The organism is Flavobacterium sp. PL02 (genome assembly GCF_035013205.1).
GTDB lineage: Bacteria > Bacteroidota > Bacteroidia > Flavobacteriales > Flavobacteriaceae > Flavobacterium.
Map to the genome: position 1 here is coordinate 51,485 of NZ_JAYGJP010000013.1, position 20,156 is coordinate 71,640.

Sequence of the window (20,156 nt, forward strand, 5' to 3'; positions counted from 1 at the left end):
AATATAATCTAGGAGTTACTTCCTGTATGTAAAAAGAATGGTCTTAAATTAATTTGATGATTTTGTTTGCGTGAGGGATAGGAGGTAGCTACCAAAGTAGCCCGGATAGCCCGACAGCATTAAAGAAAATACCCAATGAACGTAATGCTTATTGGGTATTTTCTTTAATGGTGGCACGCCCAAATTATAAATTTTAGATTTAAAAAAGAAACCCGATTTTTCTTAAGGATTTAGTGATAATCCGACACTAAAAAACAATCTTACTTTGTCGATATTATTTATCCAGGAAGTATCAAAATGGATTGGACCCAAAATGGATTGGTAGGAAATCGCGGCTCCTCCAGATATTACAAGGCTAGGGTCGAAGCCATCATCCCATTTTCCTTTTGGACTAAATGCCTTATTAATGTATTTATCAAAAGATTCAAACCCAACAGTTGCAATATTAAAATGGGGAGTAAGATAGATTTTTCCCATAAGATTTATTTGAGAAGCAATTTTTAAGCCCATATATTGTGAAACATTGAGTTCGTCTTCATGTAGGCCAGGAAATGAAAAACGATTACTACCAGAACTTGGTATAATTCCTCCTAAGAAATATTTTGAAGCATAACCAAAATCTGAATATGAGATTTGACTATCTTTCAGTTTATCCTCAAAAACAAAATAAGAATCAAAGCCAATGATTCCTGTAATTTTCTTTCTTAATAGTGCTCTTTTTTCAAAGCTGAAACCAAATTTTGTATATCCATTGGTTGCGCCAGATATGCTTGTTTGATCTGGGTCGTTAAAAGAGGTGTAGACATCCGTTAACAATGAGCGGGTTACATTTGCTTTTATAATTGTTCCATTTTCGGCAAAGAAAACTTTATCCATATTATTGTAGGCATAATGCATGTTTACTTCGATACTGTTTAAGGAGTAATCGGTGATATCGACCGAGTTAGGATTGTATTCTCTGTCGTATTTTGGTTTTAAATTGGCGTATTGATAGTGTAAACCATAGCCAAAATAACTTTTTAATGAATTTAAATTTCTGTTAATCTCATTATTAAATTCAAAATAATTATAAAGTACATTATCTGAAGCTTTGCCATCAAAATAAATTTCTTGCCTTAAAAAAGCTCCATAAAGTTCAGATGACCACCACCAGTCTCTGTTTTTTCCGAAATTTTTCTGAAAATTGATTCTTGCTTTTGGCTGCTCTGCAATATCCACTGTTACAAGAAGACGAGATGCTCTGGCAAGAACATTTCTTGCGGTGTAATTAAAAATGATTCCAACGCCTCGGTAAGTATCGTAATGTACGGATGTGTTGAGTTGGTTTTTGGCGCGTTCATGTCCAAATAGAGTAACTCCTAGTTTGTCGCCATCTTTGATGAAATAACTGTATGTAATTTCATCAAAAAGATTGGTACCCATGGCTCTGTTAATGCCTGCTATTAAATCTTTGGTGGTATATTTTGTATTTGTTTTAAGATTTGTTCTTCCTAATACCAAAGCAAGGTTTTCAGGACTAATTTTTTTGTAAACAATTGTGTCAAGAACAAATTCTGGAGGCATGTTTGGTAATTCGTGAATTCGTTGTGTGTATCCTTTTAATTTTTCGGATAATGCAATTAAAGCGGGAAGATTTTCTGCTGTTGCGATTTTACCATCTTTGTAGATTTCATCGCTATCTGTAAAATCAGCGGTAGAAAAACGTAAGTTCGGCAAATGATCAACTAAGATAGTACAGAGTTTTCGGTTTGCTGGATTCTTAATATTACTCGGAAACATACTGGTTTGTGTCAATATAGTCACAAGATTGTTCAGTTTGTCTATAGGTTCCAATCCACCACCTACATCACTACCAATAATAATATCGGCACCCATTTGTTTGGCAACATCTGTAGGGAAATTATTCATTACACCACCATCAACTAATACTGTTTTTTCATATGCCATAGGCTTAAAAATAGCTGGCAGAGACATACTGGCTCTCATGGCATAAGCAAGATTACCTTTGCTTAGAATAACTTCTTTTCCTTCGGATAAATCGGTAGCCATGGCTCTAAACGGTATTGGCAGACTGTCAAAATCTTTAACATTATATACAGGATAGGTTAATTCAGCAAGGTATTCTCTTAAATTTTGATCATTTAATAGAGAGCCAACACTGTTTAGTTTTTTATCTTTAATTCCTATTCCAACTAAATAGCGCTGAAATTCTCTTTTTTCCTCTACACTTACAGATCTTAACGATTGGCCTCCGCCAAGTAATTTATCCCAATTAATGTTTTTGGTTAATTTTTCGATACTATCGCCAGAATATCCCATGGCATATAAACCTCCTATAACGCTTCCCATACTATTCCCTACAATAAGATCGGGAACGATGTGTAGAGAATCTAGTTTTTGTAAAAGCGGAATATGTGCAATTCCTTTTGCTCCGCCACCACTTAAGACTAAAACGACTTTAGGTTTCTTTTCCTGAGAAAAAATAATTTGCGGGAGAATAAGTAAAAATAAGAAGATGATTAAAAAAGTTGTTTTTTTCAAGTTTGTACTATTTAAGTATTTGAGAAATAGATTCTTATTTTAATTATTAAAAGTAAGTAGATATTTATAAACGTGCAATTTTTTGAGTGAAATGTTTTTTATGCCTGGTTGGGTGAGATTTTGATAAATTGTAGAGATAAATTATTGTAACTTAAAATATTGAAAGTGAGAATTACCGCATATCATCTCAGAAACTCCATTTTCTGTTTCAAAACCAATAAAATAAGCATTTAAAATCCCTGAATTTTCATCAATAGAATATCGCCAAACTTCTTTATTTTTATACACAAATTCTGTAAAGTTAGAATCATAGTCGATGTAAGTTGCAATTTCTGCTTTTTTACAAAAAATCACTGGCTCAGTTTTTATGAAACACCATTCTTTCGATTTTTTGTAAAGCTCAAAAAATAATATTTCATTGGAATTAATTGTTAACATTTCTCCAATCAAACCATTTTCATCGGGCATAACCCAATTTGAATCGGTGCTAATTTTTTTCCAATTTCCAGATATGTTTTTCAACAAATTTTCTCTGACGATTGATTTTAAGGAATCATATTTTTTATATGCAATTTGTCCTAGTTCGTTGTCGGGAATAATATGATAGGCAAAAAAAAATAATTGGATTGCTTTTTCATTTTGCCCTTTTTGTAAAAAAGATTCTCCTAAATCAAATCTATCTTTTTGAAATTCATATTTAGAATTGCCTTGGGCAGTTAATTCAATAGACACAATTAAAAAAATAATGATAAAAATATAATTTTTCATGTTTTTTAGATTGTTACAATAATACAAAAACCCTCACATTTCTGCAAGGGTTCTAATATTCAGTTAATTTTAAAAATCTATCCCGAAGCTTCGGGACTATAATCTTAAACTCCTTAAATTAATCTAGTATCTGTAGTATTCTGGTTTGAATGGACCTTCAACTGGAACACCAATATAAGCAGCTTGATCGTCACGTAAAGTTTCCAATTCAACTCCTAATTTAGCTAAGTGCAAAGCAGCAACTTTTTCATCTAAATGTTTTGGTAACATGTAAACGTCATTGTTGTAAGCAGCACTGTTTTTCCATAATTCGATTTGTGCCAAAGTTTGGTTTGTAAATGAGTTACTCATTACAAAACTTGGGTGACCTGTAGCACAACCAAGGTTTACTAAACGACCTTCAGCAAGAATGATGATATCTTTTCCAGCGATAGTGTATTTGTCAACCTGAGGTTTGATTTCGATTTTAGATGCACCGTGGTTTTTGTTCAACCAAGCCATATCAATTTCGTTATCAAAGTGTCCGATGTTACAAACAACAGTTTTGTCTTTCATTTGCTCGAAGTGCTCTCCAAGAACGATATCTTTATTTCCAGTAGTTGTAATGATGATATCAGCATTAGCAATTACAGTGTTTAGTTTTTTAACTTCATAACCGTCCATTGCAGCTTGTAAAGCACAAATTGGGTCAATTTCAGTAACTGTTACAATAGATCCTGCACCTCTAAAAGAAGCAGCAGTTCCTTTTCCAACATCACCGTATCCACAAACGATAACTCTTTTTCCAGCTAACATTAAGTCAGTTGCACGACGTACAGCATCTACAGCAGATTCTTTACACCCGTATTTGTTATCAAATTTAGATTTAGTAACAGAGTCATTTACGTTAATTGCAGGCATTGGCAAAGTTCCAGCTTTTACTCTTTCGTAAAGTCTGTGTACACCAGTTGTAGTTTCTTCAGACAAACCTTTAATTCCAGCAACCAATTCAGGGTAACGGTCAATAACCATATTAGTTAAATCTCCACCATCATCAAGAATCATGTTCAATGGTTTTCTGTCTTCACCAAAGAATAAAGTTTGCTCGATACACCAGTCAAAATCCTCTTCGTTAAGACCTTTCCAAGCATAAACCTGAATTCCAGCAGCAGCAATAGCAGCAGCAGCCTGATCTTGAGTAGAGAAAATGTTACAAGAACTCCAAGTAACTTCAGCACCAAGAGCAATTAAAGTTTCGATTAAAACGGCAGTCTGGATAGTCATGTGTAAACATCCTGCAATACGAGAACCTGCAAGAGGTTGTTCGTCTTTATATTCAGCACGAAGCGCCATTAAACCTGGCATTTCAGCTTCAGCTAGTTCAATTTCTTTTCTTCCCCAAGCCGCTAGAGAGATGTCTTTTACTTTGAAAGCCACAAAAGGCATAGTTGTAGTACTCATTTATAGTATATTTGTAATTGTAAATTTTTTTGCAAATTTACGGAATAACTTTATAATTTAACTAATTTCTAAAAGATTTGTGAAATGTTTAATCACTTAATCTTTTGAACATTAGATAAATAATATAATTGTCATATTGAGCATAGTCAAAATATGAAGCTATTTCCTGCTGTCCACTATATCTATTGCGGCGAACACCGCCACAATAGGATGCCGTTACCATCAGGGCTAGAAACGTAAGAGATTACAAGTGTATATGAACTTCTATTTCTTAATATAGCAAAAGAGAAAATTATAAATATTTGGCTTCAGAATATTTTCGACAGGAGCAAAATTTATAATTCATAATTTATAATTCACAATTAAAACAAATGCCTTTACATCAAACAATACAGTTTAACCCAACAACACAAATTTTAATTTGGAAGATAACCGAGTCTTTCGAAGAGTTGCTTGATAAAGTAGTTTTAAAAGAAAAAACACAACTTCGTTTAAACGGAATGAAATCTGATTTGCATAAACGAGGATTCTTAAGTGTACGTATGCTTTTGCAAGAAGCAGGTTTTACCGATCTGGATTTGCATTACGACCTATTCGGAAAACCGTATTTAAGTTGCCACAATCATATATCAATTACCCATTCGCATAATTTTTCGGCAATAATTATTAGCGAAGAAACCGTAGGAATCGATATCGAACTCCAACGCGAAAAAATTCTAAGAATCGCCGATAAATTTGTCGATAAAGAATTCGATTATTTAAATTCCGATGCACTAGAAGAATACATAAAAAAACTCACCGTAATTTGGGGAGCAAAAGAAGCCATCTTCAAAATCCGAAATGAAAAAGGAATCAGTTTTAAAGACCATATTCGTGTAAATTCTTTCTCTCTGGAGGAAAACAAAACATTGGCAAGCCTACATTTTGATGATTTGGTAAAAGACTTTGTAGTGTACTATGAAGAAATAGAAAACTTTACTTTAGTCTACGCGCTGGAGAAGTAGTTTTTAGTAATTAGTTTTCAGTTTCAGTGAAAAAAGTCTCGGTTTTCAGTTGCAGTATTCAGTAAAATCAAAATCTGCGTTGTAAAAAATAGTCGCAGTATTTAGTCTCAGTAATCAGATGCGCACCTTTAATAATTCTTAGCGTTTCTTCGTTTTTCCTTTGCAAACCTTTGTGTAATAATTCGCGTAATATTATCTAAGCTTTCGAGCGGTTTTCAAACATATTCAAATAAAGAAACGTACTCATTTTTCGGGCTCTTCGTTTAAGAGTATCTACATTTTCTCCTTCAAAAAGTTCTTCCAGCGTTTCAAACCACACATTTAGCCAGATTCCAAACTCATGCGATGAAATCTGATGGTTAAAATGATCATCAACTTTATTGTGCGCTTCAATAGGATTGCCTTTATATTTTTTGACAGCGAATAAATTGGTTTCCCAAAAATCAGTTAGTTTCTCCAGGTGTTCATCCCAATCTTTAATCATATTATTAAAATAAAAGCCAATCTCAGTATTGGCTCTTATTTTTGTATAGAAAGTGTTTACCAGAAGCGATATATCTTCTCTGTTTTCTATTTGTTTTTTCATAACTAAATGTTATTTATAATAATAAACAAGATACTAAAAAAGACGCTTGTTATAATTAGGTTAAAAACCGTTTTATGGCTCATTTGTGCCAGGATAGAAGTATTAGCAATGATATTAGCAAATACAATTATTGCAAGCTGAATCATTTGTGTTACCGATGTTCCATTAGCCAGAACAAACATTGCTGCAGCTGCACCAAGACAGCTTTGTCCAATAATTGCCATAGTTGCAGAGCCAATGTAACTTTTATTAAAATTTTCGAATGTTGAGTTATAAAGTGTCATGATATATAATTTTAGAGTAACAAAGTTACGGTTCACATATATCTTACATTTATGACTCAAATCATAAAGCAAAAACTATCGGTACACTTTCCGGTTTATAATTTTTAATTCGCCTTTCTTCTCCAAGGATTTTATAGCACGTATAACAGTCTCAACTCGAAGCCCAGATAAATCACCAATTTGTTGCCTGGTAAAATTGATGAGGTAACCGTTTGCATCTTTCTTGAAATTAAAATTTGCAATAGCATAGTCAATCAATCGTAATACACGATGTTCGGGTTCATGAGTAGATATTTCGGCAGCCATTACCGATTTGTAATACAACCGTTGTGCTAAGTTTTCGATGATTTTAATACTTATCGCAGGGTTTTCATTTAATAATTTCATGAAACTTTCCTTAGGAACACAAAGTATTTCGGCATCTTCTACAACAACAGCACTAGCGGGATACTTTTGATTTAAGAATAAAGGAGGTTCTCCAAATGATTGACCTTTATAGAAAATTCCCTGAATAAATTCCCGACCATCATCGTTATAATTATTCATTTTTACCTCGCCCGAAAGAATTTGATAATAATACGTTGGCAATTTTCCTTCTTTAAAAATAACAGTCGTTTTTGTGAATTTTTTCTGTATTGCGTCGTATTTTTCAAGTAATTCAATAGCAATCATAGGTTTGTTTCTTTCGTTAGTTAAAGCGAATACACAAATATAATTGATTCGAAATAGTTCTCTTGCATAAAAAAACTTTTACTTTTACGCTCGCTATGGGACAAAAATTACAAAACATATATAAAGAAATACGTTTGGCCAAAGTTGAGAATCGAAAATTACTTGCGATTCTTTTAGATCCAGATAAAATTACTTGGCAAAACCTTGATAGCTTATTGCAAAAAATCAATCAATCACCAGCAACACATATTTTTGTAGGAGGTAGTTTGGTCGAAAGTACTGTTTTGGAAGATTTAGTTTTTCAGTTAAAATTAAAAACTAATTTGCCAGTTATGATTTTTCCTGGAGACCCATCGCAAATTTCACCACAAGCAGATGCAATTTTGTTTTTATCATTATTGTCGGGTAGAAACCCAGATTATTTAATCGAATATCAGGTTCAGGCAGCGCCAATCTTAAAAAAAATGAATCTGGAGATTATTTCAACAGGATATATTTTAATTGAAAGCGGCAATGAAACTGCGGTTGCACGAGTAAGCAAAACAAAACCATTAGATAGAACAAATCTTGATTTGGCATTAGCAACAGCTCTGGCAGGCGAAATGTTAGGGAATAAATTAATTTACTTAGAAGCAGGAAGTGGGGCAAAGCAAGCCGTTCCGTTAGAAATGATTCAGCTGATTTCTCAAAATGTAAATATTCCAGTAATTGTTGGCGGTGGAATTGTAGCTTTGTCACAAATTCAGAAAGTGTATGAAATGGGAGCAGACCTTGTAGTTATAGGAACAGCTTTTGAAAACGATATTCATTTTTTTGAATCCTAAAATTCAATTTAAGTAATAAAAACAGACAAGCTCAATGATTGATTTTTTTCTTAATGCGTATAAAAATGTTCCGCTTTGGCATATTGGCTTGGAATTTCTTGTTTTTGTGTTTGGAATTTTAAGTGTTTGGTTTGCCAAAAAAGAAAATATTTGGGTATATCCTACAGGATTAATAGCCACAGTAATTTCGGTTTATTTGCTTTATATAGCAGGTTATTTAGGCGATATGATGATTAATGGATATTTCTCTATTATGAGTATTTACGGTTGGTACAACTGGGCAAAAGGAACAAATCAAGAAGATAATTTACCAATTACACGTACAAATAATCAAGAAAAAATAATAGGCATAGGCTTATTCTTTATTACAATTTTTGTAGTTTTCGGCATCTATAAATTTTTCGATTACGAGTTACATAAAGATAATTATATTGATATTCTTGCCTCTGGCATATTCTTTACAGGAATGTGGTATATGGCAAAGAAAAAGATAGAAAATTGGACCCTTTGGATTATCGGCGATATTATTGTAGTGCCTTTATATGCTTATCGTGGGTTAGGAATGTTATCATTCCAATATTTAATTTTTACAATTTTGGCTATTTCAGCTTATTTAGAATGGAAGAAAATCTTAAACAACAAGATACAAGAATATTAAAATTTGCTTTGTTCGGTCCGGAGAGTACTGGTAAAACAACTTTAGCCAAGCAACTTGCCTCGTATTATGAAACGGAGTGGGTTCCTGAGTTTGCACGTGATTATCTTCAGGAAAGATGGGAAGAGAATCAGCATATTTGTGTTGAAGAAGATATGATGCCAATTGCTTATGGACAAACAAAATTAGAAAACGAAAAATTAGCTTTAGCAAATAAGTATTTATTTTGCGATACCAATCTTATGGTAACCAAGGTATTCTCAGAGATGTACTATGGTTTTTGTAATCCATTATTAAATGAAGCTGCACTAGAACACGAATACGATTTGTTTTTCCTTACCGATATAGATGTTCCTTGGGAAAAAGATGATATTCGGGATAGTCCAAAAGAACGAGAAAGTGTTTTCTCCGTTTTTAAAGAAACAGTAATCAATACCCAAAAACCGTATATAACCCTATCAGGAAATAAAAAATCACGCTTGGCCAAAGCAATAGAAATAATTAATGATTTGACGATTGCTAAAGAATTAGGTTTTTCTTCGGCCGATTTTGTACAAATTTACGAGCACGGAATTCCTTTTGAAAAAATTAAAAAGCAATTAGCGATTTTTAAAAACGGAATAGGCAAAAGTATTTTAATAAGCCCAGCGACAGTTTTAAACGGGATTTTGAATTTATCAGAGGCTGATTTTGAAACAAAAGCGGCTATGTTTGATGCTAATAAATCGAATTTAAAATTAAAAAAATTCGTTCCGGCTTCTGGGGCAGCAAGCAGAATGTTTAAATTCTTGAATGCATTTCTAAATGATTTTAATATCGAAAAGGAAAGCATTAATGCCTATATCAACAGAAAAAAAGAAAGCCAATTATCTCTTTTTATTATAGGGATGGATAAGTTTCCTTTTTTTGAAGCTGTAGATAAAAAATTAAGGGAAGTATATCCTGATTTTGATTCTTTGAGTACAGATTATAAAAATTATTATTTTATAAAAATGTTATTGGCTTCGGATTGTTTTGATTTTGCAAATAAACCAAAAGCGGTCTTACCTTTTCATCAATATAAAACTCATATTGCAAATCCTATCGAGGAACATTTGCATGAATGTGCTTATTATGCCAGTTCAAATTCTGTTTCTAATTTGCATTTTACAGTTTCAGAAATTCATCAGAGTCAATTTGAAGAGTGTGTTGCTGCTGTTAAAACAAAAATTGAGAAAGAGTCAGGGACAAAAATTGGGATCAGTTATTCTTATCAAAATAAAAGTACCGATTCAATTACAGTTGATTTAGAAAATCAACCAGTAAGAACGGATGACGGACAATTGGTTTTTAGACCAGGCGGACATGGTGCTTTAATAGAAAATTTAAATAATCTGGATGCTGATGTTATTTTTATCAAGAACATCGATAATGTAATCCAAAATCATATAGAGAAAATTGCTTTGTATAAAAAAGCATTAGCAGGTATTTTAATAGAATTGCAAAATAAAGTTTTTGGTTACCTAAATGATATTGAAAATCAACAGATAACTGAAGGAAAAATCGCTGAGGTAGTTTTGTTTTTAAAACAAAATCTAAACATAGAAGTAGCTATTGAAAAACTCACTTTTGAAAATAAAATAAATCGAATAAAAGAAGTTCTGGATAGGCCAATTCGCGTATGCGGAATGGTGAAGAATGAAGGAGAACCAGGAGGAGGGCCATTTTGGGTTCAGGACGAAGAGGGAGTAATTTCGCTTCAGATTGTAGAAGCTTCTCAGGTAGATTTAGCAGACAAAAACCAAGCAGCTATTTTAGCAAATGCAACTCATTTTAATCCGGTTGATCTAGTTTGTGGGATTAAAAATTATAAAAGCGAAAAGTTTGATTTAGCAAAATTTATAAATCATAATGCAGGTTTTATAGTCGAAAAAAGTGCTGGCAAAAATACTGTAAAAGGATATGAATTACCAGGATTATGGAATGGTGCAATGGCAAAATGGTTAACCGTTTTTGTTGCAGTACCGATAATTACTTTTAATCCTGTAAAAACGGTAAACGATTTATTAAAACCAGCACATCAACCACAATAATGGAAATAGAAAAGATTGTTACAGAACTAACCTATAAAGCTGTTCGTAGTAGTGGTGCTGGCGGACAGAATGTAAACAAAGTATCCTCGAAGGTTGTTTTGAGCTTTGATTTGCGAAATTCGCAAGCTTTATCTGAAGAAGAGAAAATACTTTTGGAAATAAAATTAGGAACAAGATTAACATTAGATACAGTTTTAATCTTGAATTGTGATGAAGATAGAAGTCAGCTAAAAAACAAAAGTATCGTAACAAAACGATTTTTGGAATTGATTAAAAACGCTTTAATAATCCATAAACCTCGAAAAGCGACTAAGATTCCAAAATCAGTAATTCGTAAACGTATCAAGGATAAAAAGAACGTTTCGGAGATTAAGCAATCTCGAAAGAAACCAAATTTAGAATAAAATCCCAAAAATTAAATTCCAAATTCTAATAAAGATGACAGTAAAAACGAGTTTTTGGAATTTGGAATTTAATTTTTGAAATTTGTTTTTTAACACTACATTTGCATCGTCTCAAAGGGGTGCTCTAAATAACGAGCTGAGATCATACCCAAAGAACCTGAGCGAGTAATGTCGCTAAGGGAAAAAACGACAAGTCATAGCGTGCACACTATATTTTGTCGTGAAACATTTATTAATTTAACAAAAAGAATAATTCCCCCTTTTATTCGTAATTTTTTTACGGATGAAAATATTTTTTAAAGGTACTGAGGTACTAAGTTGCAAAGGTTTAAAGTTGAAAAACTATAAGCCATCTCTCTTTTTTCTATTCTCTTTTTTCTATTCTCTTTCTTCTTTTGCACAAGTACAAGATACAACTAAAGTTAATCAGCTAGATAATGTGTTGGTTTCGGCAGTACGTGTTACGACGAAAACCCCAGTAAGTTTTAGTAATTTAACTAAAAAAGACATTAAATTCAGAAATTTAGGTCAGGATATTCCTGTTCTTATGAATTATATGCCATCGGTTGTTACGACTTCAGATGCTGGAAACGGAGTAGGTTATTCAGGAATACGCGTACGAGGTAGTGATGCTACGAGAGTAAATGTTACCATAAACGGAATTCCGTATAATGATGCCGAGAGCCAAGGAACGTTTTGGGTAAATATGCCTGATTTTGCTTCATCAGTAGAGAGTTTACAACTACAAAGAGGTGTTGGTACCTCAACAAACGGTTCGAGCGCTTTTGGAGCAAGTTTAAACTTATTGACAGATAATTATGCTACAAAAGCTACAGGAGAAATTGCTACTTCATTTGGTTCATTCAATACATTAAAAAACACAGTTAAGTTTAGTACTGGTTTATTAAATGACCATTTTGAAATTGGAGGACGTTTATCGACCATAAAATCAGATGGATATATAGATAGAGCAAGCACAGATTTAAAATCCTATTTCTTGCAAGGAGCGTATGTGGGTAAAACAACCTTAATTAAAGCTTTGGTTTTTGGAGGAACCGAAAAAACGTATCAAGCCTGGAACGGAATCGATGCAGAAACTCTAAATACTGAAAGAACCTACAACTCTGCAGGAAAGTTTAAAGATGCATTAGGGAATACTCGTTTTTATGATAATGAAACCGATAATTATAATCAAAACCATTATCAGTTACATTGGAGTGAATTTGTGTCCGAAAAATGGAGTACAAATCTTGCAGCACATTATACAAAAGGAAAAGGGTATTATGAAAATTATAAATATGATGAACCCGTTGAAGGTTATGGAGGGATTGAACCGACTAAACTAGTATATAATGATTTAGGAGAATTAGTTCCGGGAACAGATTTAATTCGCCAAAAATGGTTGGATAATGATTTTTATGGAACTACATTTTCTGCAAAATATGTTACAGATAAACTAGATGTAATTTTAGGGGGAGGCTGGAATAGATATGAAGGCGATCATTTTGGTAAAGTCATTTGGGCAAGAAATGCTTCTCAAACAGAACTTGGAGATCATTATTATGATGATCATTCGGTTAAAACAGACGGGAATATTTTTGCGAAAGCAAATTATCAATTAACCGATAAATTTAGTTTTTATGGTGATTTACAATATAGAAGCGTACAGTATAAAGCCAATAGCAAAGAAACTGGTTTGGTCGATGATAATTTTAATTTCTTTAATCCAAAAGCAGGATTAAATTATGAAATAAACTTAAAAAACACCTTGTATTTCTCTTATGCAAGAGCCAATCGTGAACCAAATAGAACAGATTATGAAGGAGGAAATGTAAAACCTGAGAAATTAAATGACTTTGAATTAGGATGGAGGTATAATTCAGAGAAAGTACAATTGACTTCAAATGTGTATTATATGGCATACAAAGATCAATTGATTTTAACAGGAAGGTTAGATGATGTTGGTGCTTCAATTCGTGCTAATACCGAAAAAAGCTACCGTTTAGGGCTAGAAGTAGATGCTACGATTGCCTTGTCGGAGAAGTTTATAATAAGACCTAATTTTACATTAAGTAGTAACAAAAATGTTGATTTGGCTGTAGATGGGGAGTATTATGGAACTACAAGTATTGCCTATTCTCCAGAAGTAATAGTAGGGAACATTATTGTTTATAAACCAATCGAAGGGTTATATGTTTCGCTATTGCAAAAGTATGTTGGAGAACAATTCATGAATAATATAGAATTGCCAGCTGCAAAACTAGCAGATTATTTTACAAACGATTTGAATATTGCTTACGAGATAAAACCAAAATCTATATTTAAATCGATTACTATAACTGGTTTAGTAAATAATATTCTGGATAAAAAATATGTTTCAAACGGAGCTATGTGGGATATCTATCCGTCGTATTATCCACAAGCAGGAATTAATTTCTTAGCTGGATTAACGCTCAAGTTTTAAATCGACTTAGTTTTATATTTAAAAAGCCTGAAAGTTTAAACTTTCAGGCTTTTTGTTTTTTAGTTATATATACGTAATGTACTTCCGGCTACATCTACACGATATTGTTTCATAGGATACTCTTTATCCCCTAGTCCTGTAAATAAACTATAAACGCTTTTGTCGCAAGAACAAACAGCATTTATGCCATCGATAGTCATAGCTACGCAACTTGATATCGCTTCATTAGGGCAAGCAGCATCAAAAACATTATATGAGGTTTCGCCAACTTTCATTACAATTAAACCTTTTGCTCCATAGTTAGGAATATATACAGGGTTGCTTATAAATTTAAGATTAGAATAGGCAGGCAAATTCGTATCAATGGTAAGATTTACCGAATAATTTGGAATATTAGGATTTTTACTTCTGTCACGACTATCACTACAAGACATGAGCAGAACAACAAACAGGGATAAAAGCCAGAATTTTTTCATTATTATAAAAAGAATTAGTGAAACAAAATTAATTTAATTAGATTTGAAATCTATATGATTAACATATAATTATGTACTATTAAAAATAATAGTATCTTTGTAATAAGAAATCCCGTCCCGATGGGATTTTTTCTATTTATATAAACGATGAAGTTATGAGTAAAGTATCTTATTATACAGCAGAAGGATTAAAAAAATTAAAAGATGAATTGGAGCACTTAAAAAGTGTAATGCGTCCAAAGGCATCTCAAGATATAGCCGAAGCAAGAGATAAAGGTGATTTATCTGAAAACGCCGAATATGATGCAGCCAAAGAAGCACAAGGCCTACTTGAAATGCGAATTTCTAAGATGGAAGAAGTGTATTCGAATGCAAGATTAATAGATGAATCGCAATTAGATGTTTCTAAAGCGTTGGTGCTTTCTAATGTGAAAATTAAAAATCAAAGCAACGGTATGGAAATGAAATATACGCTTGTTGCAGAAAGTGAAGCAGATTTAAAAACTGGAAAAATATCAGTTACTTCTCCAATAGGAAAAGGGTTACTTGGAAAATCAGTTGGTGAAGTTGCAGAAATCACAGTACCAAACGGAGTTTTGAAATTTGAAATTCTTGAAATTACAAGAGACTAAATTTTTAGTTTAACTGTTTAATCGTTAAATCGGTTAAACGATTAACCAAATAAACGAATAAACAATGTCAATATTTACCAAAATAGTAAACGGAGAAATTCCAAGTTATAAAATTACCGAAGATGATAATTTTTTGGCGTTTCTGGATGTAAATCCAAATGCCAAAGGACACACGCTTTGCATCCCGAAGAAAGAAATCGATAAGATTTTTGATATGGATGATGAATTATATCTAGGATTAATGCAGTTTTCTAAAAAAGTTGCAATTGCTCTGGAGAAAACAGTTCCATGTAAAAGAGTAGGAATGGCAGTAGTAGGACTTGAAGTTCCTCATGCACACGTACACTTGATTCCGCTTAACGAAATGGATGAAATGCGTTTCCATAATAAAGTATCACTTAGTAAAGAAGAATTTGAGGCTTTGGCCAAAAGTATTCAGGCTAATTTATAAGTCTTAAATAAGTATCTTTTAAATAAAATAAAACCACAAATTCAATTCATGAGTTTGTGGTTTTTTATTTTTAAGCTGGAGAATTTATTTTGTAATTAAGTTGGATGATTGTTCCCTTTCCTATTTCAGATTGTAAAACCCTTATCTTTCCGCTATGATACTCCTCGACAATTCTTTTTGTTAATGAAAGACCTAATCCCCAACCTCTTTTTTTGGTTGTAAAACCAGGTTCGAATATGGTTTTAAATTGTTTTTTAGGAATCCCGATTCCAGTGTCCGAAACATTTATTTTTACTAAGTTTCCGTCTTGCTCAATTTTCAATGACAAATTGCCTTTTCCTTTCATAGCATCAATGGCATTTTTTACCAAATTCTCAATAGTCCAACTATGAAGAATAGGATTAATCATAACCATAATTGGATTCTCAGGCGTCTGGCAAGAAAAATTTACTTGTTTAGAGAAACGAGATTGTAAATAATCATAGGTATTTACTGTTTCCTGTACAATATCTTTATTTTCAAGAACTGGTGTAGATCCTATTTTCGAGAAACGATCGGTAATAGTTTGTAAACGCTCAATATCTTTCTCAATCTCTAAAGTAATTGATTGGTCAATATTTTCAGTCTTTAAAAACTCGACCCAACCAATCAGAGATGATAATGGAGTTCCTATTTGATGTGCTGTTTCTTTTGCCATTCCTGCCCAAAGTTTATTTTGGGTAGCCATTTTGGTACTTCTGTAAAAGTTATAAACCAAGCCTCCAAACAAAAAGATAATCAATAATAAAGCAATTGGATAATACTTAAGTTTATTTAATAATTCGGAGTTACCATAATATAGTTCCTGATGTTTTCCAGGAGCATACTCAATTACAATTGCCTCATTCTCCCGTTTTAGTTTGTTTAAAAAAGAACTAGCCTTTTGTTTATCTTTTATAACGGTTTCATCAATATTTACTGCACTTATAATACTGTCCTTCTCAGTTAAAATAATAGGAATCGAAGTGTTGTTGCTAAATATTTGTAATGGTAATTCGACATCGGTATTTTCATCAGCATTAATCAATGTTTTTTGAGCATTAGCCCAAAGATTCATTTTTAAGCGTTCCTCATTTTTAAAAATCTGAAAAAAGGTATAAGTGTTCCAAAGAATTAAGGAAATAATCAAAAAGGAAGCACAAATAATGATCCATCGGGTTGTATTTCTTCTTTCTGAAAAAAACATAAATTAAATTTTGAGGTATAAATATAACGAAATAAACATAGTATATATTTTGTACGGGTACAAAGATTTTTATTTTTAAAATGAATAGACTTCTTTCGAAACTTAAACGATTTATGTACTTTTGTTGTCTTCTAAAAATGATTAGAAAAATAAAAGTATGATTAGTATTGATCCAAAGGAAATTCCGACCGCAAAAGTGCAAGGTTATTTACAAAGTGCAGTTGGACCAAGGCCTATTGCTTTTGCAAGTACTATAGATAAAGACGGAAATCCGAATTTATCGCCATTTAGTTTCTTCAATGTTTTTAGCGCCAATCCGCCAATTTTAGTTTTTTCACCCTCTCGAAGAGTACGTGACAATTCTATAAAACATACTTTGATAAATGCCGAAGCTACACGCGAAGTTGTTATTAACGTGGTTAATTATGATATTGTACAACAAACATCGCTTGCTAGTACAGAATATGCCGATGGTGTAAACGAATTTATAAAATCGGGATTAACACAAATCCCATCGGATATTGTAAAACCGTATAGAGTAAAAGAGTCGCCAGTACAGTTTGAATGTAAAGTAACTCAAATTATTCCGTTAGGGACAGAAGGAGGAGCAGGGAATCTTATTCTTTGTGAGGTGGTAAAAATTCATATTCACGAAGCAATTTTGGATGAGAATGGAGCAATCGATCAACATAAAATAGACTTGGTTTCCCGCTTAGGAAGTAATTGGTATTCAAGATCGAATCAAGGACTTTTTGAAGTCGAAAAACCACTTACAACTCTAGGAGTAGGAGTAGATGCGATACCTGATTATGTAAAGGAAAGTCCTGTTTTTGACGGGAATGATTTAGGTAAATTAGGGAATATTGAAGCCTTGCCTACAACAGAAGAAGTTAGTATATTTGTGAAAGAAAACTTTTCTGTGAAGGGAGTATTGAGCTCAGATGATGATGTAAAAGTGCATCAAAAAGCTAAAAAGTATCTTAATGAAAACGATGTAATATCGGCTTGGAAAGTACTTTTGGCTAAGAAAATAAAAAAATAAATAACAATTAAATAAAAACGGAGATGGAAGTTACAGGAAAAGTAAAAGTTGTTAATCCAGAACAACAAGTTAGTGCATCATTCAAAAAAAGAGAACTTGTAGTTACTACAGAAGAGCAATATCCTCAACACATCATGATCGAATTTACTCAAGATAAATGCGATTTGTTGAGTAGCTATAAAACAGGAGATCCAGTAAAAGTTTCAATTAACTTAAGAGGAAGAGAATGGGTTAATCCACAAGGAGAAACTAAATACTTTAATAGTATCCAAGGATGGAGAATCGAAAGATTAGATACAGCTGCTCCAGCTCAAACTCCACCAATGCCTGCTGCAGAAGCTTTTGCTCCAGCAACAAACTTAAATGAAGACGAACCAGACGATTTACCATTTTAATCAATAGGTTTTGATTTTATAATAAACAAACCCGGCAATTTTTTCAAATTTGTCGGGTTTTATATTTTAGTTAAAAATGTATCATTTATCCGAAGTTTTATTTTTTCCGCCAGTTTCAGAAGCCAATTATGATGGTATTTTGGCAATTGGAGGTGATTTATCTCCAGAACGATTACAACTAGCTTATCGAAGCGGAATTTTTCCATGGTTTAATGAAGGAGAACCAATATTATGGTGGTCGCCAAATCCTAGAATGGTTTTGTTTTTAGATGAATTGATTGTGACTAAAAGCATGCGCAATATTCTTAATCGAAATCTCTTTAAAGTTACTTTCAATCAGAATTTTAGAGATGTAATTTCAAATTGCCAGAAGATAAAACGTGATGGTCAAAACGGAACTTGGATTTCTAATAACATGATTGAATCCTATTGTAAACTTCATGAGATGGGTTTTGCAAAATCGGTTGAGGTATGGGAGAATGATGTATTGGTAGGTGGTTTATATGGTGTAGATTTAGGACATGTTTTTTGTGGAGAAAGTATGTTCTCTAAAGTGTCTAATGCATCCAAAGTTGCTTTTATAGCTTTAGTAAATAAATTAAAAAATGAGAATTATAAACTCTTAGATTGTCAGGTTTATAATCCACATCTTGAAAGTTTAGGATGTCGGGAAATTGAACGTGATGTTTTTATGCAAATTTTAAATAATGATGAGTACTAGTTACATTGTAAAGGAACTTTATATCTATCCTATCAAAAGTTTGGCAGGAATTAGTTGTAAAAGCGCTAGGGCAGAAGAAATGGGGTTTGAAAATGACCGCAGATGGATGCTTGTTGATGAGTTTAATCAATTTATTACCCAAAGAGAATATCCTTTTTTAAGTCAGTTCTATCCACAAATTTCGGATGGGAAAATGTCAATAACATATCTAGACAAAAAACATGAGTTTTTTATTGATGAAAACTTAGGAACACCTATTTCTTCGATGGTATGGGATGATAAAAGCGAAGTTGTTGAGGTAAATAAAACAACTTCTGAATGGTTTACTGCTCAGTTAGGATTTACTTGTAAACTAGTCAAAATTATTAATAGCGGAGATAGAAAACATACAAATTCAAAACTAGATACCACATTTAATGTTAGTCTTGCCGATGGTTATCCGTACTTATTAATCGGAAGCGAAAGTCTAGATAATTTAAATGAAAAACTCCAAGAGAAAATAACTGTTTTAAGGTTCAGACCCAATATTGTAATTAGTACAGCAGTTGCACATGAAGAAGATACTTTCGAAGCTTTTCAGATTGGAAATGGCAAATTCAAAAATATAAAACCTTGCGGAAGATGTATTATGGTAAATAATGATCCTAGTAAAGGTGTTGTGAAAAAAGAACCGTTAAAAACATTAAGTAAGTACCGTAAAGTTGATAATTCAGTTTTCTTTGGTACAAATTTAGTGTGTCTGGAAAATGCTATTATTAATGTTGGAGATGCTATTGTTTTTTAGAAATTCAGTTTAGTAAAGTTCCAGTTTATCGTGTCAAAAAGAACTAATTCATTTTTTAATGTAGGTAAATCCAGAATTAGTTTTAATGTTTCGTGTGCCATCATTGTGCCGATTATTCCAGGTAATGTTCCAAGAACACCGTTAAGATTACAATTAGGCACATCCTTTGGATCGGGCATTTCAGGGAATAAATCGCGTAAGTTTTTACTTCCATTATGATTAAAAACAGCTACTTGTCCTTCAAATTTTAGAATACTTCCGTAAACCAATGTTTTGTTTAAATTCACACATGTGTCATTAACGAGATATCGTGTTTTAAAATTATCCGAACCATCTACAATAATATCAAAATCCTGAATAATTTGAGATGCATTTTCTGGAGTTAATTTTTCTTCAAAAGCGATAACAGTAATTAATGGATTTAGTTTTTCGACCACAGTTTTAGCAGTCAGAGTTTTGGCTTGACCAACAGCTTCTTCGGTATATAAAATCTGGCGATGTAGATTATGAATTTCTATTATATCAAAATCTACAATACCAATAGTTCCCACTCCGGCAGTTGCTAAATATTGCAAAATAGGGCAACCCAAGCCACCTGCACCGATAACCAATACTTTTGCTTGTTTTATTTTTTCTTGCCCAATATCACCAATTTCAGGCAACATCATTTGGCGGTTATAGCGTAAAAAATCTTGTATAATACTCATTTTTTGTGT

The 20,156-nt window shown here is 32.5% G+C and carries 21 protein-coding genes; 12 read left to right on the plus strand and 9 right to left on the minus strand.

The genetic code is table 11. From position 1 onward, the window contains the following. Window positions 1-222: 222 nt before the first annotated feature. From SHI72_RS22675 to ahcY, 3 genes are all read right to left on the minus strand, one after another. Window positions 223-2,541: a patatin-like phospholipase family protein gene (locus tag SHI72_RS22675; protein WP_323491491.1), complete on the minus strand. Its 2,319-nt coding sequence runs from the start codon at window positions 2,539-2,541 to the stop codon at window positions 223-225. Between the two features lie 141 nt (window positions 2,542-2,682). After that, window positions 2,683-3,309 (minus strand): hypothetical protein, encoded by a 627-nt coding sequence (locus SHI72_RS22680; RefSeq protein ID WP_323491492.1) that lies wholly within the window; start codon window positions 3,307-3,309, stop codon window positions 2,683-2,685. Window positions 3,310-3,432: 123 nt separating this feature from the next. Beyond that, the gene (gene ahcY / locus SHI72_RS22685; protein WP_039111837.1) at window positions 3,433-4,749 is read right to left on the minus strand and encodes an adenosylhomocysteinase; all 1,317 of its coding nucleotides are present in this window, start codon (window positions 4,747-4,749) and stop codon (window positions 3,433-3,435) included. Window positions 4,750-5,120: 371 nt separating this feature from the next. Between ahcY and SHI72_RS22690 the strand changes: the two genes are divergently transcribed. Next, window positions 5,121-5,753, plus strand: a complete 633-nt coding sequence (locus tag SHI72_RS22690) for a 4'-phosphopantetheinyl transferase family protein (RefSeq protein ID WP_323491493.1) — start codon at window positions 5,121-5,123, stop codon at window positions 5,751-5,753. A gap of 196 nt (window positions 5,754-5,949) precedes the next feature. On the opposite strand, the gene SHI72_RS22695 is transcribed toward SHI72_RS22690, so the two are convergent. The 3 genes from SHI72_RS22695 to SHI72_RS22705 form a co-directional block, all read right to left on the minus strand. After that, window positions 5,950-6,339 carry a group III truncated hemoglobin gene (locus SHI72_RS22695; RefSeq protein WP_323491494.1) on the minus strand — a complete coding sequence of 130 codons (390 nt, stop codon included), beginning with the start codon at window positions 6,337-6,339 and terminating at the stop codon, window positions 5,950-5,952. 2 nt (window positions 6,340-6,341) lie between these two features. Next, window positions 6,342-6,623 (minus strand): hypothetical protein, encoded by a 282-nt coding sequence (locus tag SHI72_RS22700; protein WP_039111840.1) that lies wholly within the window; start codon window positions 6,621-6,623, stop codon window positions 6,342-6,344. A 75-nt stretch (window positions 6,624-6,698) separates the two neighbouring features. Then, the gene (locus SHI72_RS22705) at window positions 6,699-7,295 is read right to left on the minus strand and encodes a Crp/Fnr family transcriptional regulator (RefSeq protein ID WP_323491495.1); all 597 of its coding nucleotides are present in this window, start codon (window positions 7,293-7,295) and stop codon (window positions 6,699-6,701) included. A 95-nt stretch (window positions 7,296-7,390) separates the two neighbouring features. Between SHI72_RS22705 and SHI72_RS22710 the strand changes: the two genes are divergently transcribed. From SHI72_RS22710 to SHI72_RS22730, 5 genes are all read left to right on the plus strand, one after another. Next, entirely contained in the window at window positions 7,391-8,119 is a 729-nt protein-coding gene (locus tag SHI72_RS22710) for a geranylgeranylglyceryl/heptaprenylglyceryl phosphate synthase (protein WP_039111842.1), read from the plus strand. Window positions 8,120-8,153: 34 nt separating this feature from the next. Next, window positions 8,154-8,777, plus strand: a complete 624-nt coding sequence (pnuC, locus tag SHI72_RS22715; protein ID WP_323491496.1) for a nicotinamide riboside transporter PnuC — start codon at window positions 8,154-8,156, stop codon at window positions 8,775-8,777. After that, window positions 8,738-10,846: a DUF4301 family protein gene (locus tag SHI72_RS22720; protein ID WP_323491497.1), complete on the plus strand. Its 2,109-nt coding sequence runs from the start codon at window positions 8,738-8,740 to the stop codon at window positions 10,844-10,846. Before pnuC ends, SHI72_RS22720 begins: the two co-directional genes overlap by 40 nt. After that, window positions 10,846-11,250, plus strand: coding sequence for an alternative ribosome rescue aminoacyl-tRNA hydrolase ArfB (arfB, locus tag SHI72_RS22725; protein WP_323491498.1), 405 nt, complete (start codon window positions 10,846-10,848; stop codon window positions 11,248-11,250). The genes SHI72_RS22720 and arfB overlap by 1 nt, the downstream gene beginning before the upstream one ends. Window positions 11,251-11,533: 283 nt before the next feature. Further along, window positions 11,534-13,714 (plus strand): TonB-dependent receptor, encoded by a 2,181-nt coding sequence (locus SHI72_RS22730; RefSeq protein ID WP_323491499.1) that lies wholly within the window; start codon window positions 11,534-11,536, stop codon window positions 13,712-13,714. A gap of 59 nt (window positions 13,715-13,773) precedes the next feature. Here the strand turns inward: SHI72_RS22730 and SHI72_RS22735 are convergent, their stop codons facing one another. Beyond that, on the minus strand, window positions 13,774-14,190 hold the full coding sequence (locus tag SHI72_RS22735; RefSeq protein ID WP_086894860.1) for a hypothetical protein: 417 nt from the start codon (window positions 14,188-14,190) through the stop codon (window positions 13,774-13,776). A gap of 155 nt (window positions 14,191-14,345) precedes the next feature. On the opposite strand from SHI72_RS22735, the gene greA reads away from it, so the two are divergent. After that, window positions 14,346-14,822: a transcription elongation factor GreA gene (gene greA / locus SHI72_RS22740; RefSeq protein WP_039111852.1), complete on the plus strand. Its 477-nt coding sequence runs from the start codon at window positions 14,346-14,348 to the stop codon at window positions 14,820-14,822. Window positions 14,823-14,886: 64 nt separating this feature from the next. Next, window positions 14,887-15,273, plus strand: coding sequence for an HIT family protein (locus tag SHI72_RS22745; protein ID WP_039111853.1), 387 nt, complete (start codon window positions 14,887-14,889; stop codon window positions 15,271-15,273). Window positions 15,274-15,343: 70 nt separating this feature from the next. Here SHI72_RS22745 and SHI72_RS22750 read toward each other — a convergent pair whose 3' ends face one another. Beyond that, window positions 15,344-16,498, minus strand: a complete 1,155-nt coding sequence (locus tag SHI72_RS22750; RefSeq protein WP_323491500.1) for a HAMP domain-containing sensor histidine kinase — start codon at window positions 16,496-16,498, stop codon at window positions 15,344-15,346. Between the two features lie 157 nt (window positions 16,499-16,655). On the opposite strand from SHI72_RS22750, the gene SHI72_RS22755 reads away from it, so the two are divergent. From SHI72_RS22755 to SHI72_RS22770, 4 genes are all read left to right on the plus strand, one after another. Beyond that, window positions 16,656-17,540, plus strand: coding sequence for a flavin reductase family protein (locus SHI72_RS22755; protein ID WP_323491501.1), 885 nt, complete (start codon window positions 16,656-16,658; stop codon window positions 17,538-17,540). 23 nt (window positions 17,541-17,563) lie between these two features. After that, complete coding sequence (locus SHI72_RS22760) at window positions 17,564-17,935, plus strand: DUF3127 domain-containing protein (protein WP_039111856.1); 372 nt, start codon at window positions 17,564-17,566, stop codon at window positions 17,933-17,935. Between the two features lie 76 nt (window positions 17,936-18,011). Continuing rightward, on the plus strand, window positions 18,012-18,656 hold the full coding sequence (gene aat, locus SHI72_RS22765; RefSeq protein WP_323491502.1) for a leucyl/phenylalanyl-tRNA--protein transferase: 645 nt from the start codon (window positions 18,012-18,014) through the stop codon (window positions 18,654-18,656). Continuing rightward, a complete protein-coding gene (locus SHI72_RS22770; RefSeq protein WP_323491503.1) occupies window positions 18,643-19,440 on the plus strand; it encodes an MOSC domain-containing protein in 798 nt (265 codons plus the stop codon). The genes aat and SHI72_RS22770 overlap by 14 nt, the downstream gene beginning before the upstream one ends. On the opposite strand, the gene SHI72_RS22775 is transcribed toward SHI72_RS22770, so the two are convergent. Next, window positions 19,437-20,147, minus strand: coding sequence for a HesA/MoeB/ThiF family protein (locus SHI72_RS22775; protein ID WP_323491504.1), 711 nt, complete (start codon window positions 20,145-20,147; stop codon window positions 19,437-19,439). The genes SHI72_RS22770 and SHI72_RS22775 overlap by 4 nt on opposite strands. Window positions 20,148-20,156: the final 9 nt, after the last annotated feature.